This is a genomic window from Lentzea sp. HUAS TT2, assembly GCF_051853195.1.
In the GTDB taxonomy this organism is placed as follows: Bacteria; Actinomycetota; Actinomycetes; order Mycobacteriales; family Pseudonocardiaceae; genus Lentzea.
The window spans coordinates 4,769,050-4,789,065 of record NZ_CP196667.1; the positions used below are offsets into that span (position 1 = coordinate 4,769,050).

Genomic DNA, 20,016 nt, shown 5'->3' on the forward strand with positions numbered 1-20,016 from the left:
TCTGATGTGAACGCTTCGAAGGAAGGGATTGCGATGAGCACGCAGACTGTGGAGAAGAACGGTGTCGCGGCAGGGAAGCTCGTGACCGACAAGGGATCCACGACCATCGCGGACGTCGTGGTGCAGAAGGTCGCCGGCCTCGCGGCACGGGAGATCCGCGGCGTGCACGCACTCGGCGGCGGCGCGACGAGGGCGCTGAGCGCGTTGCGTGACCGCATCCCCGGCGCCACCGCGAGCGCGGGCCAGGGCGTGTCGGTCGAGGTCGGCGAGAAGCAGGCCGCCGTCGACCTGGAGCTCGTGGTCGAGTACGGCGTGCCGATCGCGGACCTCGCGAAGTCGGTGCGCACCAACGTGATCACGGCGATCGAGCAGATCACCGGCCTCGAGGTCGTCGAGGTCAACATCAACGTCAACGACGTGCACATCCCGAGCGACAACGAGGGCGAAGAGCCCGAGTCCTCCGCACGCGTGCAGTGAAAGGGACCGCGATGAGCACCACCGCATTGGGCCTGCTGACCGGGCTCGCGCTCGGCCTGGCCGCCGCGTTCGGGGGCTTCAGCGCGTTCCTGCTCGTGCTCGTCTTCGGCGCTCTCGGCCTGGTCGCGGGCCGGGTCGCCGAGGGCAAGCTCGACCTCGCGCAGTTGCTGGGCAGGGATCGGGACTGACCATGACCACACCGCTCGTCGCCGCCCAGCCAGGGGTGACCCAGTCAAGCGTGACCCAGCCCGGTGCGTCACCGGCGGACGTGACGCCGCCGGGTGCGGCACAGCCAGGTTTGACCACCGTCGCGGACCGCGCGGTGGGCCGCATCGCCGGACGTGCCGCCATGGAGGTTCCGGACGTGCTCGACTGCGCGGTCACCGCACGGGTGACCGGGGGAGTGGTCACTCTCGACGCACGACTGGACCTGCGTTATCCGGCGCCGGTCGCGTCGACCGCGGCTCGGGTGCGCGCCCACCTGGTCGCACGGGTGGCCGCGCTCACCGGTCTGCGGGTGTCCGTCGTGGACGTGTCGGTCGGCGTGCTGCGCGCGGACGCGGCCCCGGTGAGGAGGGTCCTGTGACCCGCCGTTCCCGCCGGGCGCTGCCCGCCACGCTCACGGCACTCGTCCTGCTGTCCGCGTCGGTCCTGGTCGCGGTGTGCGCGATCCAGCTCGCGGTGGGCGAGGCGCCGCTGCTGTCGTACGACTCCCTGGCCGGCCTGCTGAACGACACGACCTGGTCGGCTCAGGGGGTGGCCGTGGCGGGCGGGGTCGCCACGGCCATCGGACTGGTGCTGTTCCTCGCCGCGGTGGTGCCCGGCAGGGCGCGGACCGCGGCACTGGACGAGCACACCGCGGTGTCGGTGCGCGGCCTGCGCAACGCCCTGCGGTCCGCCGCCGTCGTCGACGGCGTCGAGTCCGCCGCCGTGAAGGTGCGCCGCCGCCGGGTTCGCGCGGTCGTGCGCACCCGGCGCTCCGTGGTCGACGGCCTCGGAGACGCCGTTCGGGCCGCGCTCGAACACCGCGTCGGAGAGTTCGCCCTCGCCCGGCCGCCTCAGGTCGTGGTGCGGGTCAAGGCCCTCAGGAGCACATCGTGAACCGCTTCCTCCTAGGCCTGCTGGGCCTGGTCCTGCTGCTCGCCGGTGCCTTCGCGCTCGCCGTCCACTTCGGTTTCGTGCCTCAGGTGGACCGCTCGGCCGTGCTGGTGCCCGGCACGGAGCTGCCGCCGGCCTGGGTGCTGTGGGTGGTCGCGGCCGCGGCGGTGCTCGTCGCGCTGCTGTGCCTGCGCTGGCTCACCGCCCAGATCCCGCGCCGCAAGGTCGCGTCCTGGCGCTGGGCGGACGAGGCCGGCTCCACCCGGATCTCCACGGCGACGGCCACCGCGCCGTTCGCCGAGGAGATCACCGCCTACCCCGGTGTGCGCAAGGTCGAGGCCGCGCTGACCGGTCCGCACACCGCACCGCGCCTGGCCCTCGTCGTCCGCGCCCACGGCGACGCCGATCTGCGGGGGATCCGCCGCCGCATCGACGACGAGGGCCTGCCACGCCTGCGGGAAGCGCTCGGCACGCCCGGCCTCGACGCCACCGTCGAGTTCCGGATGTCGTCCACGAAGGCCGACGTCCGAGTGCGCTGATATATCGGTTGTGCAAAAAACGTTTGCGGACGTCCGCAAACGTTTTTTTGCATCCGGATGCAAAACAGCTGGTCACCCTGGGTGGGTGACCAGCTGGTATATCGGTTGGCTCGCCGTTCACTCCGCTCAGCGCGGAGCGAGCAGGCTCGTGATCTCCTGGGACGCCGACACCGTCAGCAGGTGCTGGAGGTTCTCCGGGAGGTGCTCGCCGCGCTTCTGCTTCGCCTGCGCGTAGAGGCGGCCGGCGCGGTACGAGGAGCGGACCAGCGGGCCCGCCATCACGCCGAGGAAGCCGATCTCCTCGGCCGTCTCCTTGTGCTGGACGAACTCCTCGGGCTTCACCCAGCGCTCGACCGGGTGGTGCCGCGGCGACGGGCGCAGGTACTGGGTGATGGTGATGATGTCGCAGCCCGCGTCGTAGAGGTCGGCGAGTGCCTCCGTGACCTCATCGGGGGTCTCGCCCATGCCGAGGATCAGGTTCGACTTGGTGACCAGGCCGAACTCACGGGCCTTGGTGATGACCTCGAGGGACCGCTCGTAGCGGAACGCCGGGCGGATGCGCTTGAAGATCCGCGGGACGGTCTCCAGGTTGTGCGCGAGCACCTCGGGACGGGACTCGAAGACCTCGGCCAGCTGCTCCGGGACCGCGTTGAAGTCCGGGATCAGCAGCTCGACGCCGGTGCCGGGGTTCATCTCGTGGATCTGGCGGACCGTCTCGGCGTAGAGCCACGCGCCGCCGTCCTCCAGGTCGTCACGGGCGACGCCGGTGACGGTGGAGTAGCGCAGGCCCATCGCCTGGACCGACTCGGCGACGCGGCGGGGCTCGTCGCGGTCGAGGTCGGCGGGCTTGCCCGTGTCGATCTGGCAGAAGTCGCAGCGCCTGGTGCACTGCTCGCCGCCGATCAGGAACGTGGCCTCGCGGTCTTCCCAGCACTCGTAGATGTTGGGACAGCCGGCCTCTTCGCAGACCGTGTGCAGGCCTTCGCGTTTGACCAGGCTCTTGAGCTCCCGGTACTCGGGGCCCATCTTCGCCCTGGTCTTGATCCACGAGGGCTTCTTCTCGATCGGTGTCTCGCTGTTGCGGACCTCGAGCCGCAGCAGCTTCCGACCCTCAGGTACCACAGTCACGTCATCACCCTACGCTGCGAGCTCAAGTGTCCGGGGTCACGCACTCCCAGGTCAGGCCAAGCGCCAGAACCGGGTTCCTGGTGGAGCGCGCGTTGTTCACGATCCGTTGTTGACGCAGGTCGCGTCGAACATGAACAACCCCGCTGGGCTGAAGATGTTCCCAGCCCGGAGGTGACGCCGGGCCCGCCGGCGCCCTCCCCAGGCGAGGGCGCCGGCACCCCTACTCAAGTTCTGGAGCGATTCCGGTCAGCTTGATCGTGAGCTCCCAGAGGCGGTTCGCGGCGAGGTCGTCGCGGGCGGCGGCGGTCATCCCCGCGACGGACGGGTGGCCGTGCAGGCCGTTGAAGCCACCGGGGCCGTAGTACGCGCCGCCGTGCGCTTCGGGAGACGTGGCCGCGTAGAGCTGTGGCAGTGCGCCCATGGCAACGGACTGGGAGATCAGGCCGAAGAGCTTGCCGCCGGCCCGCATGAGGACGGACCTGTGTGCATCCGCCATGTTGTTGGCCAGGTCGGTGGCCGTCATTCCAGGGTGCGCCGCGATGGACGTCACGTCCGGTGAACGGCGTTCGAGTTCGCGCGCGAACAGCAGGTTGGCCAGCTTGGACTGGCTGTAGGCGCCGCGGGCGCTGTACGAGCGGCGTTCCCAGTTCGGGTCGTCGAAGTTCATGCGGCCGTACTGGTGCATCAGCGACGACACGGTGACCACGCGCGCGCCTGGACTGCGCTTCAGGGTCGGGAGCAGCAGGAACGTCAGCGCCGCCGGGCCGAGGTGATTGGTGCCGAACTGGCGCTCGAAGCCGTCGGCGGTCCGGCCGAGCGGGACGGCCATGATGCCCGCGTTGTTGACGAGGACGTCGAGCTTCTCCACCTTGTCGGCGGCGGCGCGCACGGAGGACAGGTCGGCGAGGTCCAGTTCGAGGACTTCTGCCGATCCCTTGACCGTGCGCAGCGCGGTCTCGCCGCGCTGGACCGAGCGACAACCCATGAGCACGTGGGCGCCCTTGGCCGCGAGCACCTGGGCGGTGCGCAGGCCGAGGCCGGAGTTCGCGCCGGTCACGAGGACGGTGCGGCCGGTCTGGTCGGGGATGTCGGCTTCGGTCCAACGACTCATGGAGTCATTCCTACCGCCCGGTAACTGCCGAGCGATAGGTGTGTGTCGAGTACCGCTCGCAACACCGGCTCTTCCGCGGCCAACTCGGCGATCACCCGGTCCTCGTCCACGTGGCCGTTCAGCCCGGCGTTCTCCATGCGGGCGGTCAGCTTGTTCTGCCAGCGGTGGTCGAGCGCCAGCAGCAGTTCGTGCAGCGAGCCGAAGACGTCCGGATCCACGATCAGCGGCGCGGACGGGTCACGGCGTGCGTCGCTCAGGACGGCGTCGAGCGCGTCACGGCGGCGGTAGTGGTCTGCCCAGCCCATGTCTCGTACCCCCGGTTTCTCGCATACCCTCGGTATGACACGAACATACCACCGGTACGTACCGCCGGTATGTGAGATACGTTTCGGTCGTGCGAACTCGACGCTCCGAGTACTCGGAGTCGACCAGGCAGGCGCTCGTCGACAGCGCCGTCGACCTCTTCACCAAGCGCGGCTACGCCGGCACCTCGCTCGACGAGGTCGTCAAGCGCGCCCGCGTGACGAAAGGTGCGCTCTACCACCACTTCAGCGGCAAGCAGGCGTTGTTCGAGGCGGCCTTCACCCAGGTCGAGACCCGGTCGATCCAGTCGCTGACCGCGCTGATCACGGCGGACGGCGACGCCTGGGAGACCGCGGTCGCCGGTCTGCGCGAGTACGTCCGCAAGTGCCTGGAACCCGAGTACCAGCGGATCATCGTCCACGAGGCGCCGGTGGTGATGGGCTGGGAACGCTGGCGTGAGGCGGAGGAGCAGTTCAGCTTCGGTCTGCTCCGCACGGCCGTGCAGTTGCTCGTGGACGCCGGCGAGATCGAGGAGGCGCCGGTGGAGATCATGGCCCGGCTGCTGTTCGGGGCGCTGTCCGCTGGTGCCAGCACGATCGCCAGCTCGTCCGATCCGAAGCGCACCGGACGCGAGGTCGAACGCGCGATCCTGCGTGTTTTGGAAGGTTTGCGCAAGAAGTAGTCGAGTTCGGCCCTAGCGGCCGGGCGGAACGTCGATCACCACGCGGACAACAGAGGTGGTCGGCATCATGATCGAACCTGTCAACACGCGCCTGGGACTCGACGGCAAGATCGCAGTTGTCACGTCGGGAACGCACGGGCTAGGTCTCGCCATCGCGAGCAAGCTCTGCGACAACGGCGCCCACGTCATCCTGACTACGTCCGACGAGGACAACGTCGACCTCGAGCGCGCCAAGACCGTACTCGCGGGCAAGCCCGGTTCGGTGACGGTCACCAAGCTGAACATCCACGACGAGCACTCGGTGCGGTTCCTGCTCGACCAGGTCAAGCAGGAGCGCGGACAGCTCGACGTGTTCGTGCACCACGCCGTCTCGCCGGACCTCACGCCGTTGCTGAACCTCGTTGAGCCGCTTGCGAAAGCGCTCGTCGACGGAGGCCGCGTGGTCATCGCCGGCTACACGGTCACACCGGTGCACGGTGTCATCCGGACACTGGCGCTGGAAATGGCTTGGTACAAGGTCGCCGTCAACGCCGTCGTCACCACAGTCGTCGACAACGGCCCCATGAACATAGATCCGGACCTGGTGGACCGGCTCGCGATCAAGAGCCCGTCCGGTCGCGTCACGCTGCCGCAGGACATCGCGAACGCCGTCGCGTTGCTCTGCACCGACGAGGCCGCGTGGATCCAGGGACAGGTGATCACCGTCGACGGCGGCCTGGAACTGCTCGAGCGGTGGGGCGAGACGCGCTGAGCACCGGCCGCGGCACCCGCTTCAGGGGCCGAATCGCTTGTACCGCTATGTGCTCGGGCGCCGCTCGAGTCGTCCCGGTTCCCGATTCGGTCCTTGAGCGATCTGTGAGCGAGTGGTGACCCCATGTGTTCCGCCGATTACCCTCTTTAATTGCTCCTAGCGCATTTGGAGTAACGCTCGGCGCACCCGGACTCAATGCTTGTCCTTCATGGTCACCGAGTGTAAGACTCGAAATGGTGACCTGGGGGCAAGCAAGGGGGTCGGATGATCAGAGTGCTACTAGCCGAGGACGTGCAAATGGTCCGCGGTGCTTTGGTCGCCTTGTTGAATCTCGAACCGGATATTGAGGTCGTCGCGTCGGTTGCGACGGGTGACGAAATCATTGCGGCCGTCGAGAAGAACAAACCGGACGTAGCGGTGCTCGACATCGACCTGCCCGGTATGGACGGCCTTTCCGCGGCCACCGTGATCCACGACACCGCGCCCGAGACGCGCACACTCATTCTCACGAGCCTGGGCCGGCCCGGCACTCTGCGGCGAGCGCTCAACGCACGCGTCAACGGCTTCATCCTCAAGGACGCTCCTGTCGGAGAACTCGCCGACGCCATTCGCGGGGTGTCAATCGGTCGTCGTGTGATCGACTCGCAGCTCGCGCTTTCCGCGTGGGACACCGATGAGTGCCCGCTGACGCCTCGTGAACTGGAAGTGCTGAGGCTCGCCTCGGACGGGGCGGACGCCATGGAGATCGCGACGACGCTGTTCCTGTCGGTCGGCACGGTCCGCAACTACCTGACGGCGGCGACGGCCAAGCTCGACGCCCGCAACCGGGTCGACGCCGTCCGCATCGCCCGCAAGTCCGGCTGGTTCTGAGCCGGCTCCCTGGCGGCTGTTCCTGATCTTGGCGACGCCTTCGCCGGGCGCCTTTGCAACGGGTCTTTTGACGAAGAAGTCCAAAGACTCATTGCTAAGGGCCAGGTCGGCGACGTGTGGGAAGATCGACTTCGGGGTGGATGGCGGCGGCGAGGCGTGGCGGGCGGGTTCACGGGAAGGCGAGCGGCGCGCAATATATTGGTTCGCACGGCGTCTGCGGTGGCCTCCGGCCAAGGCTGTGAGACCGGGGCGACGAGGTTAGGGCTGCGGGGCCGCTGGGATGGCCGCGTGGACGTGGAACGAGCCGTCGCCGACGTGGCGGGCGGTGAACGTGCCGCCGACGGCCTTGATGCGTTCGGCCTGGTTGCGGACGCCGTTGCAGTCGGCTGAGACCGCGCGGTCGGCGGCGCCGTTGTTGATGACGTCCAGCAGGATCGTGGCGCCGCGCTGGTGCACGCCGATGGTGCAGGTGCTGGCGTCGCTGTGGCGCAGGACGTTCGTGACGGCCTCGCACAGGACGGCGGCCAGGACGGTCTCGACCGGTTCCGGGAGGGGGTCGTGGGCCAGCTCGACGCTGACGTCGATGTTCGACGCCGCCAGCATCGCCTTGGCCGAGTCCGACGTGTCCGCGAGGGACAGCGGGCGGTAGGCGCGGGCCAGTGAGCGCACGTCCGCCAAGGCGGAGTGGGTGATATCCAATATATCGGTGATGTGCTCCTGCATGAACTCCCAGCCGTGGTCCGGGCGGTCGGCGACGATCCGGTGGGCCAGTTCGCTCTTGAGCTTGATGGCGCTGAGGCTGTAGCCGAGCAGGTCGTGCAGGTCGCGGGCCACGCGGACGCGTTCGGCCGTCACGGCGGCGGTCGTGGTGACCACCGGGTCGATGGTCGGGGCGGTGGGCTGGGCGGGTTCCGGGGCGGGGACCGGGGCCGGCCAGTCGCGGTGGGTCGCGAAGCCAGTGGCCAGGCCCGCGAGCAGCAGAGCTGTGGCCGCGGTGGCCAGCATGGCCTCGCCGTGGACGGCCTGGGCAAGGCCTGTCGCGACCACCGTGGCGACGAAGACCGACCAGCCGAAAGCCGGTCGCAGGACCAGGAGGGCGTTGCCGGCGACGAGGCCCGCGACGCCCGCCCAGGAATGGCCGAACAGGACGTACGGCAGGACCAGCAGTGCCGCCTGGCCCGCCAGTACGAGGTGGCGGTGCAGCGCGCTCAGATGCCGGAAATACGACACTTGCAGCAGTACAAGTACCGCTAAATCAATGACCGACACCGCCAATTCGGTGATCTCGCCGGCGAGTAGTAGCGCGCGGGTCAGGTCGGTCAGGCACACCGCGGCGAAGACCGCGACGATGATCGCGCGGTATCTCGGTATCGCAGGCGAAGCATTCACGTGCCCCCCAAGAGCTAACCGCTCCAGAGCAAAGTCTGAGAGTCAACGCCGGTCAAAGACCTCGCACGGCGCGCGCCCTGGCCGAATACTAGACATGCGAGAGCAGTTCGGGTCGGCAACTGAATCGGTTCAGAATGCGAACTCGCATTGACTTGCGAGTCAATGTCACGCCAATGGACGAGTATTTCCCGTTGCTGTCACTGCATGTGGTCGTGCGATTACCGGTCGGCACGGTTTGGGTTCGTTTGAGTATATGAATTTCTCACGCCGGGCGCAGTAGTTCGCCATCCGAGAGTCATGGCCGGATACGTGGCGTCCGATAGCCCCGCTCAGGTGAACTTGGTGGCACGACCAAGTCGTCCGCCGCTGAGCAGGGGAGGCTCCAATGGAGATCAAGGTTCTCGGACCGCTGGAGGCACGGGAGAACGGCGTCTCGATCGCGCCGAGCGCGGTGAAGCCCAGGCAGGTGCTCTCGCTGCTCGGACTGCAGGCAGGACACGTCGTCACGGTTCCCACGTTGATCGAAGAGCTTTGGGGCATGACACCCCCGCGCAGCGCTCTCACGACGCTGCAGACCTACGTGCTGCAGGTGCGCCGGCGCATCGAGGCGGCCATGCCGGGGGAGGGCCCCGGTGTCGCGAAGAACGTCCTGGTGACCCGCTACGGCGGCTACATGCTGGACGTTCCGCCGGAGAGCGTCGACGTCCGCAGCTACGAGCGGCTCGCGAGTGCCGGTCAGCGGGCGTTCGAGATCGGTGACCTGGAGTCCGCGAGCCGGTTGCTGCGCAGCGCCGCCGAGGTGTGGCGCGGGCCGGTGCTGGTGGACGTGCAGATCGGCGTCCGGCTCGGCATGGAGGTCACCCGGTTGCAGGAGAGCCGCCTCGGCGTGCTGGAGACCCGCATCGAGGCCGACCTGCAGCTGGGCAAGCACCAGTCGCTGCTGTCCGAACTGTCGGTGCTCACCGCGCAGCACCCGATGCACGAGAACCTGTGCGCGCAGTACATGCTCGCGCTCTACCGGGCGGGACGGCAGTGGAAGTCGCTGGAGGCCTACCAGTCCCTGCGCGACACGCTGATCGAGGAGCTGGGGCTTGAGCCGTCCGAAAGGCTGCGTCAGTTGCAGCGGGCGATCCTGAGCTCCGAGCCGTCGCTCGACAAGCCGTTGTCGCCGCGCCAGCTGGAGCGCCAGCTCGCGGGCTGAAAGTTCGGGGAGCAACCGTGGATACCACCGGTGCAGGTGCGTTGATCAAGGCGCTCGAGGACGTCGGCTGCGAGGTGATCTTCGGTATGCCGGGCGGGGCGATCCTGCCCGCGTACGACCCGCTGTTCGACTCGAAGATCCGGCACGTGCTGGTGCGCCACGAACAGGGCGCCGGTCACGCGGCCCAGGGGTACGCGCAGGCGACCGGACGAGTGGGCGTCTGCATGGCGACCTCGGGGCCGGGGGCGACGAACCTGGTGACGCCCCTCGCGGACGCCTACATGGACTCCGTGCCCATCGTGGCGATCACCGGCCAGGTGGCGAGGTCGGTGATCGGGACGGACGCCTTCCAGGAGGCGGACATCCGCAGCATCACGCTGCCGATCACCAAGCACAGCTTCCAGGTGCACGACCCGGCCGACATTCCGCGGGTGATCGCCGAGGCGTTCATGCTCGCGTCATCGGGGCGGCCGGGCCCGGTGCTGGTGGACCTGCCCAAGGACGTGCTGGCCACCGCCACCACCTACACACCGCCGAAGCTCGTCGTGCCGTCACGCCCGGTGCTCTCGCCGGTGCAGATCCGCAACGCCGCCCAGCTGATCGGTTCGTCGAAACGGCCGGTGTTCTACATCGGCGGTGGTGTGATCCGCAGCGGCGCGGCGCAGGAGCTCCAGAAACTAGCGGAGAAGACCGGGATCCCGGTCGTCACCACGCTCATGGCCCGCGGCGCGTTCCCCGACTCGCATCCGCTGCACCTGGGGATGCCGGGCATGCACGGCACGGTGCCCGCCGTCGCCGCGTTGCAGCGCTCCGACCTGCTGATCGCGATGGGGACCCGGTTCGACGACAGGGTCACCGGCCTGCTGCCGGAGTTCGCCCCGCACGCGGCGGTGATCCACGCCGACATCGACCCCGCCGAGATCTCCAAGAACCGCAAGGCGGACGTCGGCATCGTCGGCGACTGCCGCGACGTCATGGCAGCGCTCTCAGCGGTCATCACCCGGAAGACCGACCTCACCGAGTGGTGGAACTACCTCGGCGGACTGGTCACGACCTACCCGCTCGGCTACGACTGGCCCGCCGACGGCATGCTGGCGCCGCAGTACGTGATCGAGCGGATCAGCAGGCTCGCCGGGCCCGAGGCCGTCTACACCGCGGGCGTCGGCCAGCACCAGATGTGGGCGGCGCAGTACGTGAAGTACGAACGCCCCGGCTCGTTCATCAACTCCGGCGGCGCGGGGACGATGGGCTTCGCGGTGCCGGCGGCGATGGGCGCGCAGACGGGCGCACCGGAACGCACGGTCTGGGCCATCGACGGCGACGGCTGCTTCCAGATGACCAACCAGGAGCTCGCGACCTGTGCCGCCGAAGGCATCCCGATCAAGGTCGCGATCATCAACAACGGCAACCTCGGCATGGTCCGCCAGTGGCAGACCCTGTTCTACGAGGGCCGCTACTCCAACACCGGGCTCGGCACGCACCAGCGGCACCCCGACTTCGTGAAGCTGGCGGACGCGCTCGGGTGCGTCGGCCTGCGGTGCGACAGCCAGTCCGAAGTGGACGGGACCATCCTCGAGGCGATGGAGGTCCGCGACCGGCCCGTGGTCGTCGACTTCGTGGTGGGACAGGACGCCCAGGTCTGGCCGATGGTCGCCGCGGGCACGGGCAACGACGAGGTCATGGCCGCACGGGGCATCCGGCCCCTGTTCGACGAGGAAGAGTGATGACCAGACATTCGCTTTCCCTTCTGCTGCGCAACGAACCCGGCGCACTCGCACGGATCGTCGTGCTGTTCTCCAGCCGGGGCGTCGACGTCGAGTCGCTCAGCCTCGCGCCGGCCGAACGGGGCGACCTCTCCCGCCTCGACGTGGTCGTGGACCTGCAGCCCGGCCGCACGGTCGCCCAGCTGATCAAGCAGCTCGGCCGGATCGTCGACGTCAAGAGCGTCGTCGACCGCACGCACGACGAGGCGATCGAGCTCGGCGCCTAGAAAGCACGAGGAAACGGCCGCCCCGGAGGCTTGGGGCGGCCGTTTCTCGTTGTGCCTGAGCGATTCCGGGCGCTCAGGCAGCCTTCGGGATGTGCCGTTCGATCACGCGGGCGTACGTCTCCAGCGTCTCGCCCGGCGACGGACCGTCGAGCGCCTTGTGGATGCCCTCGGCGATGTCGCCGTGGCGGTGCAGGTCGGCGTGGGTCAGCGTGACCTTCGTCGTCGTCGGTCCGACGACCTCGAAGTCCACCTTGATGAACGAGGCCTTCTCGTCGTCGAAGATCGGCTGCCAGTAGGGACCGACCCGCCACGTCATCACGAGGCGCTTCGGCGGGTCCCACTCGGTGATGGTGCCCCAGGCGATCTCCTCGCCGTCCGCGCCGCGCTCGAAGTAGCGCCCGCCCACGAACGGCTCGATCGTGATGGCCTGCCGGTCCTTGACGAACACGTGCGACTCCGGCCACCACTCGATCGGCTTCGACGCGAAGATCGCGAACGCCTGCTCGATCGTCGCCTCGACCGTCACCGACTTGGCGACATCGGGAGTTGAGGCCATGTGGCCCTCCTCGCGAATAAAAGGGTTGATGTCAGCGATGACCGTGCCCGGTTTGTCTCAACGCCACCTAGAACCGGGGTCGAACCAGGACGGCTCGACCGGATGTCCAGCGGCCGCACCCATATTCGCGGTAGCGAAACCGGCAGACCGAGGAGTTGTCGTGTCCCCTGTCAATGTTGCGGTCCACATCGAGGTCCAGACGTTCTACGCCCAGCAGATGCGGCTGCTCGACGCGTTGGACGTGGAGGGCTACGCCCAGACGTTCACCGAGGACGGGGTCACCGACCACGCCCACCGGAGCGAGAAGGTCGAGGGCCGGGCGGCCCTGATCGCCGGCGCCAGCGCAGCGCTGCCCCGCTACAAGGGCGTCGCCGTGCGGCACTGGAACGACCACTACCTGATCGAAGAGGTCGACGAGAACACGCTGAACGTCAGCTACGCGTCGCTGGTCACCCGCACGACCGCCGAGGGCGTGGTCAGCTTCGAGCCGACCTTCTCCATCGAGGACGTGCTCGTGCGCATCGACGGAAAGCTCTACACCAAGTCCCGCACGATCCACCGCGACCTTCCCGTTCAGGCTGCGTGACGTTCCACAGGAGGTGACGAGGTGACTGCTCAGAACACCGGGCTGGCAGCGGCCGCGGAGAAGGTGAAGCTGATCGCCGCGGAACACGCGGCCGAGGCCGACGCCACCCGCAAGCTGGCTCCCGAGGTCGTGGAGGCACTGCGCGAGGCCGGGTTCGCGCGGCACTTCGTCGCAGCTGAACGCGGTGGCTCGGAGGGAACCTTCGCGGAACTGACCGAGGCGGTGCTCACCGTCGGGCAGGGCTGTGCGGCAACGGCCTGGTGCGCGTCGCTGTCGGCGTTGTCGTCGCGGTTCGCGGGTCTGTTGCCCCAGCAGGGCCACGAGGAGATCTGGGCGGACGGCCCGGACACGTTCGTCGTGACCGGCCAGCCGCCCATGGGCAAGGGCACCGTCGTGGACGGAGGGCACCGGCTCAGCGGCCGGTGGGCCTACGTCAGCGGCGTGGACTTCGCCGACTGGGCGCTGCTGTGCGGGATGATCGGCGACGAAGGCCGCTTCTTCGCTCTGCCGCGCAAGGACTTCACCGTCCTCGAGACGTGGGACAGCGTCGGCATGAAGGCCACCAGCAGCCACTCCGTCGTGGTGGACGACGTCTTCGTGCCGGCCCACCTCTCGTTCGACAGGGCGGATCTGCTCGCCGGCACCAGCTGGTCGCCGGTGCCGAGCCACAACGTCCCGTTCCAGGCGGTCGGCGGCCTCACGTTCGCCGCTCCGGCCGTCGGTGCGGCGATGGGAGCGCTCGACGCGTGCGTTTCGGTGCTGTCGGGGAAGAAGCAGTCCGTCACGTCCGCGGTCGACCTGGTCCGCGCGTCCGGCCAGGTCGAGTCGGCGAAGCTGCTCGTGGAGCAGAACGCCAGGGTGCTCGACGACCGCGAGTTCACCCCGGCCGCGATGGCGCGCAACGAGCGCAACGTCGCCTACGCGGCCGAGGTCCTGGTCGACGCGGTCGGCGGCCTGGTGCGGGCCGCCGGCACCAGCGGACTCGCGGAAGGCGGTGCGCTGCAACGGTTCTGGCGTGACGTGGTGAGCTGCTCCAGCCACGTCGCCCTGCGGTACGAGACCGCGTCCGTGCGCACCTATCCGGCGTCGCTCTACGGCTGACGCCGAGCCCGGAAGGCCCTGGTGCCCACCTCCCCGGCACCAGGGCCTTCGGCGTGCGCGCGAAACGCTCCGCCGCGACCTGACCGGGACTCAAGCGGAGGGGATCACCCTGAGGGTCATCGACCGGCAGTCGTTTTCCAGGCAGGAGGTGGGACCTCGTTCAACTCGACCGGCATTCCGCCACAACGAGTAGTCCTGAGCCATCGCCTGTCGTGCGCAGCGAAATCAAGTCCTCTGAGGAGAAATCGTGACCTCCACCAACACCAACCACGACCTGGAGTCGCCGTCGGCGACTGCCGGCGCGCAGGCGGCTCCGGTCGTTGACGCGCCGGCGGCCGACCCGCGTCGCTGGATCGCGTTCATCATCATGACCGTCGCGACGTTCATGGACATGCTGGACGGCAGCATCGTCAACGTCGCGCTTCCCGCGATCCAGCACGGCATGGGCGCGAGCTTCGTGCAGCTGCAGTGGATCACCGCCGGGTACGTGTTCGCGTTCGCGCTCACACTGATCACCGGTGGCCGTCTCGGCGACATCTACGGTCGTCGCAAGATGTTCCAGCTCGGCGTGCTCGGCTTCGTCGTCACGTCGTTCCTGTGCGGTATCGCGACCAACCCCGAGATGCTCGTGGCCTCCCGCCTCGCGCAGGGTCTCGCGGCCGGCCTGATGGTCCCGCAGGTCATGTCGATCATCCACGTCACCTTCCCCGATAAGGAGAAGGGCGCGGTCTTCGCGATCCAGGGCACCATCGGCGGTCTCGCCGCCACGATCGCGCCGCTCGTCGGTGGCGTGCTCGTCGCGGCGAACGTCTTCGACTGGGGATGGCGGACGATCTTCCTGGTCAACGTCCCGATCGGCCTGATCGGTTACGCGCTGGGCTGGAAGTACATCAACGAGTCGAAGGCGCCGAGCCGGATCAGGCTCGACCTGATCGGTGTCGTCATCGCGACGCTGAGCCTCACCGCCCTGCTGTTCCCGCTCACCTTCGGCCGCGAGCTGCACTGGCCGGCGTGGGGATTCGTGCTGATGGCCGCGTCCGTCGTGGGCTTCATCGGCTTCGTCGCCTACGAGCGCGCCAAGCAGCGCAAGGACGGCATGCCCCTGGTCCCGCTGAGCCTGTTCAAGTCCCGCAGCTTCTCCGCGGCCCTCGCGCTGATGCTGGGCATGTTCAGCTTCACCGGCATGTTCATGCTGGCCCTGTACCTGTTCCTGCAGGAGGGTCTGGGCTTCTCGCCGCTGCGGACCGGTGTCACGCTGCTGGCGTTCTGCATCGGTGCCTTCATCACCGCGTCGGCCTCGGTCATCGCGCTGGTGCCGAAGTTCGGCCGCGCCGTCCTGCAGGTCGGTGCCGTCGTGATCGCCGTCGGTGTCGCGGTGCTGCTGTTCTCGGTCAGCCCCGACATCACCAGCTGGGGCCTCGTGCCCGGACTGCTCCTGATCGGTCTCGGTTTCGGTATGACCGCGACTCCGATCGCGCTGTTCGCGCTGCAGGAGGTGCCGCACGAGGACGCGGGTGCGGCATCCGGCCTGATCAACACCAAGCAGCAGCTCGGTTTCGCGGTCGGCATCTCGATCGTGACGCTGGCGTTCTTCGCACCGCTGGCCTCCCACGGCGCCGCCAACGCGGAGTCGCTGGCCCCGCAGGTCCGCCAGGAGCTCGTGACCGCCGGTGTCGCCGACGCCAAGGCCACCGAACTCGCGGGTGCTTTCCAGACCTGTGCGGCCACCACGTTCTCCGGTACCCCGGATGCTTCGGCGTGTGGCGCGGTCCAGGCCGACCCGCAGGCCAAGGCGATCGCGGACAAGTACTCGCACCAGGCCGCGGGCGAGTCCTTCACGGACGCGTTCCGCACCACCCTGTACGTGGGCTTCGGCTTCGCCGCGCTGGCGCTGCTGCTCGCCTCCTTCCTGCCTCGCTGGCTGAAGCAGGAGGAGTGGGGCGCGCCGGCCGAGGAAGGTGCCGAAGAGGGCGCTGCATCCACCTCTGGGGACGCCGCCAAGGCGTAGTTCTCTCCCGCTGGAATCCTGAGGCCCCAGGCGCAAAGCCTGGGGCCTCAGGCCGTTTCAGGGCTCGTTTCCCGGCACAGGAGAAGGCCCCTCACGGTGCGCGAGGGGCCTTCTCCTGTGCGGGCTTCAGATGCGCTTGGCGGCGATCTCGATGTCGACGGGCCCGATCCACGGGGTGCCGTCGTGCATGTCGATGTAGGTGTGCGCCTTGGTGCTGAACTTCTTGTTGTTGTTGGTCAGCTTGCCGAGGTGGCTCGCGTTGATCGAGCCGACCGGGTTGCCGTTCTCGTCGCGGTGGGCGTGGTGGGTGATCCAGAAGCTGAAGACGCCGTCCTTGCCGACCGTCCAGATCCCGTTGCCCTCCAACGGGTCCGGGTAGCCGGGCTTGGTCACGCAGTGCAGCCGGTAGTCCCCGGTGAAGTCGCAGAACAGCGGCGTGATCAGCGGCGGTTCCTCGATGTGGATGGTCACCGTGAGGTCCCACTTGCCGATGAGCCCTGCGTCCTGCCTGGGGCCCGCCGTCGCGCCCGAGGCGGCGACGACGGGAACTGCGAGCACGCACGTGGCCAGCACGGCCAGTGCCTTCTTGCGAGCGTTCATGGGGGATTTCGCCTCCGGTGAGGTGGGGCAGCGGACGCGCTGAGTGTTGTTCGGGCAGCTCAAACACCCCTGTAGCGCCAGTTGTGACCCGAGGGGACTTCGAGGCCGGTTGCGGAGGATGGGCGAAATGAGAGGAGCTGGCGCATGTCTGCAACGGTGACCGACGCGTTCCGCTGCCGGGCGGCCAGAACGCCCGACGCGGTGGCGCTGTCGGCGGAGCAGGGGTCCCTGAGCTATGCGGTGCTGGACAGGTGGTCGGACGCCCTGGCCGGTGAGCTCGTCGAGTCCGGAGTGCGGCCCGGTGACCGGGTGGCGGTGTGCCTGGAACGGTCGCCGCAGCTCGTCGTGGCACTGCTGGGGGTGCTCAAGGCCGGCGCGGCGTACGTGCCGATCGACCCGGAGGACCCCGAGTCCCGGGTCTCCATGATGCTCGCCGACGCCGAGGTGTCCCTCGTCGTGGGCCAGTTCTTCCCCGGCTTCACCACGGTCAAGGTGCCGCCGGCGTCCAACGGGTCCGTTGTGGAGCTTCCGCAGGTCGCTCCCGAGGACCTCGCCTACCTCATGTACACCTCGGGGTCGACGGGCAAGCCGAAGTCCGTGATGATCGAGCACCGCAACATCACGAACCTCGTCACCGGGGCCAACTACGTCGACGTGACGCCGGACGACCGGATCCTGCAGCTCGCGCCGGTCGCGTTCGACGCGGCCACGTTCGAGATCTGGGGAGCGCTGCTCAACGGCGCCCGCGTCGTGCTCGCCCCTCCCGGCGTGGTGCAGGCCGAGGAGCTCGGCGACATCCTGCGCACCAACGAGATCAGCGTGCTGTGGCTGACCGCGGCGTTGTTCCACCGGCAGATCGACGTCGACGTGGACGCGTTCAAGGGCCTGCACACCGTGCTGACCGGCGGGGACGTCGTGTCGGTGCCGCACGTGCGGAGACTGCGCGAAGCCGTGCCGGAGCTGCAGATCGTCAACGGCTACGGCCCGACCGAGACCACGACGTTCGCGACCTGCCACCGGATCGGCGCGGACGAGGACCTGGGCGGCGCGGTGCCGATCGGCACGCAGCTGCAGAACGTCGAGGTCGTCGTCGTTGACGCGGAGGGGAAGCAGGCCGAGCCCGGCACGCCCGGCGAGCTGTGGATCGGCGGCGCGCAGGTGGGTCGCGGCTACTGGAAGCGGCCGGATCTCACGGACGAGAAGTTCGTGCGCGGCGGCTGGAACGGCGAGCGCTACTACCGCACCGGTGACCAGGCGCGGAAGCGCGCGGACGGTGTCGTCGAGTTCCTCGGCCGCATCGACGACCAGTTCAAGCTGCGCGGGTTCCGGATCGAACCGGGCGAGGTCGAGAACGCGCTGACCGAGCACCCGCAGGTGCGCACGGCGGCGGTCAGCCTCCGCACGCACCCCAGTGGTGACCGCAGGCTGATCGCGTGGGTCGTGAAGTCCGGTGAGGAGCTCGACAAGCGGGCGCTGAAGGCCTACATGCGCGCGGCCATGCCCGAGCACATGGTGCCGGCCGGGTTCGTCGTCGTGGACGAGCTGCCGATCACGAGCAACGGCAAGACCGACCGCAAGGCGCTGCCGGAGCCGGACTGGAACTCGAAGTCGCTGTACATCTGAACGAACGCGAAAAGGGCGGGCCCGCAAGGAGGGCCCGCCCTTTCTGCACGTTCTCTAGACCCAGGAGGGAACTTCGAGGATCTCGATCACGGCCGCGGTCCAGACGTACCCCGCGCCGGACGACTGCAGGACGATCAGGTCACCGGGCTTCGGGTCGCGCTCGGCCAGCACGTGGTCGAGACCGATGGCGATGTCCGCGGTGCCCACCATGCTGTACTGCTTGGCCCAGTCGTAGGTGGTGGTGGAGCGGTCGACGCCCAGCAATCCGCAAATGCCGTGCGTGACAATGGTTTCCGCGAGCTGCTGGTGCAGGAAGAAGCGTGCGTCGGCGAGCTCGATCTCCGCCTCGTACAGCGCCATCTTGAGCGAGTGCCGCACTCCGCCGCCGATGCGCGCGATCATGTCGTCGAGGTCGACGTCGGCGTTCTGCAGGAAGTCCTCCACGCCGCTGTTGAGCTGCAGCGTCTGGCCGTCCGCGAACGGCCCCGTGGTCCACGGCTGGAAGCCGCGCGACATCTGCTCGAGCGTCGAGTCCGCGTGCGAGTGGATCGAGCGGATCCGGGCGAAGCCGGAACGGTTCGACAGGACGAGCGCCCCCGCGCCGTCGCCGTTGACGTTCTGCTCCTCCGAGGCCCACCGGTCGAAGTAGGGAAGGTGGAAGGCGTCGCCCGCGGTCACCAGCGCCGCCGGCAGGTCCTTGTGCGAGGCCAGGTACGAGGCGGCCAGGTCCACCGCGGCCATGAAGCCGTTGCAGCCCTGCTTGACCTCGAACGCGGGCCCGGTGCCGCCGACCGTGTTGGCCTGCACGTAGCTCGCGGGCGTCCACAGGTCGAGTCCTTGGTGGGACAGAGAGGCGTGCACGGTCAAGCCGAAGTCGAGCGGGCTCAGACCGGAGCGCTCCACCGCTTCCAGGCCGGCCTTCGACGCCATGACGGGTCCGGTCTCACCGGGAGCGGCGACCCGCAGCTCCCGATAGCCGTTCATGGCCTTCTTCTCTTCTGTGTACCGGCCGGCCGCGATGGCGTCGTCCACCGTCTCGACCTGCTCGGGCAGATATGTGCCCACACCGGCGATGTACAGGTCATTCCATCGCATCTCGAACTCCTAGGCTGCCTGGTCCAGGTGCTTGGCGACGGCGCGCGCCGTCGGGTCCTCGTAGAAGCTGCGCAACGGGACGCGGACGCCGTACCGCTCGTGGACCTGCTTGACCAGCTTCGACGCGAGCAGCGAGTGACCTCCCAGATCGAAGAAGTGGTCCTCCGGTTCGATCCCCGGTACCCCGAGCACCTCCCCGAACAGCTCGCAGAGCTCTGTCTCCCGTTCGGCCACGGCGTCCTCCCTGTCAGCTCATGAGTAACGAAAACTTTGCGTTACCCGAGTCGAGGTGAGCTTGTGCCGCAGCGGAAAACCGCGTGTTCGAGCCGTTCTGAGGTTTGCGTCGAGGGCTGTCGCCCACGGTTGCGCGCGTCCGTCGCACGCAACCGGGATTGGGAGCCACACAGATGCAGACGTTCACTCCGAAACGTTCGGCCGTCTTCGCGCGCATAGGGGCGGTCACGGCCGTGGTCCTGCTTGCCTTATCCGGCATGGCGACCGCGGCGAACGCGACCTGCACACCGGTGGGCAGCTGGACCGGGTACGTGACCAGGACGGATGGCGACCACCCGACCAAGCTGCAGTTCAAGGCCAACGGCAAGGTGTTCGTCACCAACGAGCAGAACACCACCACGCAGGGCACCTGGTGGGTCACCGGCGTGAACAAGTTCCATTTCAAGTTCCGCGGCGAGAAGGTCTACGACGAGAACGGCGCCTACTTCGCCTACGTCGACTTCGACCAGGACGCCGTCCAAAGTGGACCGGACAACTTCACCAGCTCCGGCCCGTCCACGTTCTTCCTCGCGGACGGCACGAACCTGGGCACCTCGAACATCACGTTCACGATGACCCGCGTGTAGATCCCGCGCACGGACGGAGCCGGGACGGGTCCGCCGCCCTCATCCCGG

The 20,016-nt window shown here is 68.4% G+C and carries 23 protein-coding genes and 1 pseudogene; 16 read left to right on the top strand and 8 right to left on the bottom strand.

The window, feature by feature from the left end; genetic code table 11:
- Nucleotides 1–33: 33 nt before the first annotated feature.
- The 5 genes from ACSHWB_RS23960 to ACSHWB_RS23980 are packed head-to-tail and all read left to right on the top strand — an operon-like array spanning nucleotide 34 to nucleotide 2,114.
- On the top strand, nucleotides 34–477 hold the full coding sequence (locus tag ACSHWB_RS23960) for an Asp23/Gls24 family envelope stress response protein (protein ID WP_439664229.1): 444 nt from the start codon (nucleotides 34–36) through the stop codon (nucleotides 475–477).
- An 11-nt stretch (nucleotides 478–488) separates the two neighbouring features.
- On the top strand, nucleotides 489–665 hold the full coding sequence (locus ACSHWB_RS23965; RefSeq protein ID WP_093600157.1) for a hypothetical protein: 177 nt from the start codon (nucleotides 489–491) through the stop codon (nucleotides 663–665).
- Between the two features lie 2 nt (nucleotides 666–667).
- Nucleotides 668–1,063, top strand: a complete 396-nt coding sequence (locus ACSHWB_RS23970; protein WP_439664230.1) for an Asp23/Gls24 family envelope stress response protein — start codon at nucleotides 668–670, stop codon at nucleotides 1,061–1,063.
- Complete coding sequence (locus ACSHWB_RS23975; protein ID WP_439664231.1) at nucleotides 1,060–1,578, top strand: DUF6286 domain-containing protein; 519 nt, start codon at nucleotides 1,060–1,062, stop codon at nucleotides 1,576–1,578. The genes ACSHWB_RS23970 and ACSHWB_RS23975 overlap by 4 nt, the downstream gene beginning before the upstream one ends.
- Complete coding sequence (locus ACSHWB_RS23980) at nucleotides 1,575–2,114, top strand: alkaline shock response membrane anchor protein AmaP (protein WP_439664232.1); 540 nt, start codon at nucleotides 1,575–1,577, stop codon at nucleotides 2,112–2,114. Before ACSHWB_RS23975 ends, ACSHWB_RS23980 begins: the two co-directional genes overlap by 4 nt.
- Before the next feature lie 126 nt (nucleotides 2,115–2,240).
- Here the strand turns inward: ACSHWB_RS23980 and lipA are convergent, their stop codons facing one another.
- From lipA to ACSHWB_RS23995, 3 genes are all read right to left on the bottom strand, one after another.
- A complete protein-coding gene (lipA, locus tag ACSHWB_RS23985; protein WP_439664233.1) occupies nucleotides 2,241–3,242 on the bottom strand; it encodes a lipoyl synthase in 1,002 nt (333 codons plus the stop codon).
- 220 nt (nucleotides 3,243–3,462) lie between these two features.
- Nucleotides 3,463–4,353, bottom strand: a complete 891-nt coding sequence (locus ACSHWB_RS23990) for an oxidoreductase (RefSeq protein ID WP_439664234.1) — start codon at nucleotides 4,351–4,353, stop codon at nucleotides 3,463–3,465.
- On the bottom strand, nucleotides 4,350–4,658 hold the full coding sequence (locus tag ACSHWB_RS23995) for a hypothetical protein (protein WP_439664235.1): 309 nt from the start codon (nucleotides 4,656–4,658) through the stop codon (nucleotides 4,350–4,352). Before ACSHWB_RS23995 ends, ACSHWB_RS23990 begins: the two co-directional genes overlap by 4 nt.
- 89 nt (nucleotides 4,659–4,747) lie before the next feature.
- On the opposite strand from ACSHWB_RS23995, the gene ACSHWB_RS24000 reads away from it, so the two are divergent.
- The 3 genes from ACSHWB_RS24000 (at nucleotide 4,748) to ACSHWB_RS24010 (ending at nucleotide 6,959) form a co-directional block, all read left to right on the top strand.
- On the top strand, nucleotides 4,748–5,338 hold the full coding sequence (locus ACSHWB_RS24000) for a TetR/AcrR family transcriptional regulator (RefSeq protein ID WP_439664236.1): 591 nt from the start codon (nucleotides 4,748–4,750) through the stop codon (nucleotides 5,336–5,338).
- 67 nt (nucleotides 5,339–5,405) lie between these two features.
- The gene (locus tag ACSHWB_RS24005) at nucleotides 5,406–6,089 is read left to right on the top strand and encodes an SDR family NAD(P)-dependent oxidoreductase (RefSeq protein ID WP_439664237.1); all 684 of its coding nucleotides are present in this window, start codon (nucleotides 5,406–5,408) and stop codon (nucleotides 6,087–6,089) included.
- 264 nt (nucleotides 6,090–6,353) lie between these two features.
- Nucleotides 6,354–6,959, top strand: coding sequence for a response regulator transcription factor (locus tag ACSHWB_RS24010; protein ID WP_093600134.1), 606 nt, complete (start codon nucleotides 6,354–6,356; stop codon nucleotides 6,957–6,959).
- Nucleotides 6,960–7,217: 258 nt separating this feature from the next.
- On the opposite strand, the gene ACSHWB_RS24015 is transcribed toward ACSHWB_RS24010, so the two are convergent.
- The gene (locus ACSHWB_RS24015) at nucleotides 7,218–8,348 is read right to left on the bottom strand and encodes a sensor histidine kinase (protein ID WP_439664238.1); all 1,131 of its coding nucleotides are present in this window, start codon (nucleotides 8,346–8,348) and stop codon (nucleotides 7,218–7,220) included.
- Nucleotides 8,349–8,733: 385 nt separating this feature from the next.
- On the opposite strand from ACSHWB_RS24015, the gene ACSHWB_RS24020 reads away from it, so the two are divergent.
- The 3 genes and pseudogenes from ACSHWB_RS24020 to ilvN all read left to right on the top strand — a co-directional run bounded on the left by ACSHWB_RS24020 (nucleotide 8,734) and on the right by ilvN (nucleotide 11,539).
- Entirely contained in the window at nucleotides 8,734–9,549 is an 816-nt protein-coding gene (locus tag ACSHWB_RS24020; RefSeq protein ID WP_030474542.1) for an AfsR/SARP family transcriptional regulator, read from the top strand.
- Nucleotides 9,550–9,554: 5 nt separating this feature from the next.
- Nucleotides 9,555–11,273: pseudogene (locus tag ACSHWB_RS24025) on the top strand (acetolactate synthase large subunit); the annotation flags it as partial.
- Entirely contained in the window at nucleotides 11,273–11,539 is a 267-nt protein-coding gene (gene ilvN / locus ACSHWB_RS24030) for an acetolactate synthase small subunit (protein WP_439664239.1), read from the top strand. The pseudogene ACSHWB_RS24025 and the gene ilvN, both read left to right, overlap by 1 nt.
- A 73-nt stretch (nucleotides 11,540–11,612) precedes the next feature.
- Here the strand turns inward: ilvN and ACSHWB_RS24035 are convergent, their stop codons facing one another.
- Nucleotides 11,613–12,095, bottom strand: a complete 483-nt coding sequence (locus ACSHWB_RS24035; RefSeq protein WP_439664240.1) for an SRPBCC domain-containing protein — start codon at nucleotides 12,093–12,095, stop codon at nucleotides 11,613–11,615.
- A gap of 160 nt (nucleotides 12,096–12,255) precedes the next feature.
- Here ACSHWB_RS24035 and ACSHWB_RS24040 point away from each other — a divergent pair, with 160 nt between their 5' ends.
- From ACSHWB_RS24040 to ACSHWB_RS24050, 3 genes are all read left to right on the top strand, one after another.
- Entirely contained in the window at nucleotides 12,256–12,681 is a 426-nt protein-coding gene (locus ACSHWB_RS24040) for a nuclear transport factor 2 family protein (protein WP_036013177.1), read from the top strand.
- A gap of 21 nt (nucleotides 12,682–12,702) precedes the next feature.
- Nucleotides 12,703–13,782 (top strand): acyl-CoA dehydrogenase family protein, encoded by a 1,080-nt coding sequence (locus ACSHWB_RS24045; RefSeq protein ID WP_439664241.1) that lies wholly within the window; start codon nucleotides 12,703–12,705, stop codon nucleotides 13,780–13,782.
- 247 nt (nucleotides 13,783–14,029) lie between these two features.
- Entirely contained in the window at nucleotides 14,030–15,790 is a 1,761-nt protein-coding gene (locus tag ACSHWB_RS24050) for a DHA2 family efflux MFS transporter permease subunit (RefSeq protein WP_439664242.1), read from the top strand.
- Nucleotides 15,791–15,916: 126 nt separating this feature from the next.
- Here ACSHWB_RS24050 and ACSHWB_RS24055 read toward each other — a convergent pair whose 3' ends face one another.
- Nucleotides 15,917–16,390, bottom strand: coding sequence for a hypothetical protein (locus tag ACSHWB_RS24055; protein ID WP_439664243.1), 474 nt, complete (start codon nucleotides 16,388–16,390; stop codon nucleotides 15,917–15,919).
- 144 nt (nucleotides 16,391–16,534) lie between these two features.
- Here ACSHWB_RS24055 and ACSHWB_RS24060 point away from each other — a divergent pair, with 144 nt between their 5' ends.
- On the top strand, nucleotides 16,535–18,013 hold the full coding sequence (locus tag ACSHWB_RS24060; RefSeq protein WP_439664244.1) for an amino acid adenylation domain-containing protein: 1,479 nt from the start codon (nucleotides 16,535–16,537) through the stop codon (nucleotides 18,011–18,013).
- Between the two features lie 54 nt (nucleotides 18,014–18,067).
- On the opposite strand, the gene ACSHWB_RS24065 is transcribed toward ACSHWB_RS24060, so the two are convergent.
- On the bottom strand, nucleotides 18,068–19,108 hold the full coding sequence (locus ACSHWB_RS24065) for a ketoacyl-ACP synthase III family protein (protein ID WP_439664245.1): 1,041 nt from the start codon (nucleotides 19,106–19,108) through the stop codon (nucleotides 18,068–18,070).
- Nucleotides 19,109–19,117: 9 nt separating this feature from the next.
- The gene (locus tag ACSHWB_RS24070) at nucleotides 19,118–19,342 is read right to left on the bottom strand and encodes an acyl carrier protein (protein WP_439664246.1); all 225 of its coding nucleotides are present in this window, start codon (nucleotides 19,340–19,342) and stop codon (nucleotides 19,118–19,120) included.
- A 257-nt stretch (nucleotides 19,343–19,599) separates the two neighbouring features.
- On the opposite strand from ACSHWB_RS24070, the gene ACSHWB_RS24075 reads away from it, so the two are divergent.
- Nucleotides 19,600–19,968, top strand: coding sequence for a hypothetical protein (locus ACSHWB_RS24075; protein ID WP_439664247.1), 369 nt, complete (start codon nucleotides 19,600–19,602; stop codon nucleotides 19,966–19,968).
- Nucleotides 19,969–20,016: the final 48 nt, after the last annotated feature.

Coding starts and splice junctions, on each gene's coding strand:
- ilvN (WP_439664239.1), top strand. CDS start 11,273: ATGACCAGACATTCGCTTTCCCTTCTGCTGCGCAACGAACCCGGCGCA.
- ACSHWB_RS24010 (WP_093600134.1), top strand. CDS start 6,354: ATGATCAGAGTGCTACTAGCCGAGGACGTGCAAATGGTCCGCGGTGCT.
- ACSHWB_RS23965 (WP_093600157.1), top strand. CDS start 489: ATGAGCACCACCGCATTGGGCCTGCTGACCGGGCTCGCGCTCGGCCTG.
- ACSHWB_RS23995 (WP_439664235.1), bottom strand. CDS start 4,658: ATGGGCTGGGCAGACCACTACCGCCGCCGTGACGCGCTCGACGCCGTC.
- ACSHWB_RS24035 (WP_439664240.1), bottom strand. CDS start 12,095: ATGGCCTCAACTCCCGATGTCGCCAAGTCGGTGACGGTCGAGGCGACG.
- ACSHWB_RS23990 (WP_439664234.1), bottom strand. CDS start 4,353: ATGAGTCGTTGGACCGAAGCCGACATCCCCGACCAGACCGGCCGCACC.
- ACSHWB_RS24020 (WP_030474542.1), top strand. CDS start 8,734: ATGGAGATCAAGGTTCTCGGACCGCTGGAGGCACGGGAGAACGGCGTC.
- ACSHWB_RS24055 (WP_439664243.1), bottom strand. CDS start 16,390: ATGAACGCTCGCAAGAAGGCACTGGCCGTGCTGGCCACGTGCGTGCTC.
- ACSHWB_RS23960 (WP_439664229.1), top strand. CDS start 34: ATGAGCACGCAGACTGTGGAGAAGAACGGTGTCGCGGCAGGGAAGCTC.
- ACSHWB_RS24005 (WP_439664237.1), top strand. CDS start 5,406: ATGATCGAACCTGTCAACACGCGCCTGGGACTCGACGGCAAGATCGCA.
- ACSHWB_RS23970 (WP_439664230.1), top strand. CDS start 668: ATGACCACACCGCTCGTCGCCGCCCAGCCAGGGGTGACCCAGTCAAGC.
- ACSHWB_RS24075 (WP_439664247.1), top strand. CDS start 19,600: ATGGCGACCGCGGCGAACGCGACCTGCACACCGGTGGGCAGCTGGACC.
- ACSHWB_RS24060 (WP_439664244.1), top strand. CDS start 16,535: ATGTCTGCAACGGTGACCGACGCGTTCCGCTGCCGGGCGGCCAGAACG.
- ACSHWB_RS24065 (WP_439664245.1), bottom strand. CDS start 19,108: ATGCGATGGAATGACCTGTACATCGCCGGTGTGGGCACATATCTGCCC.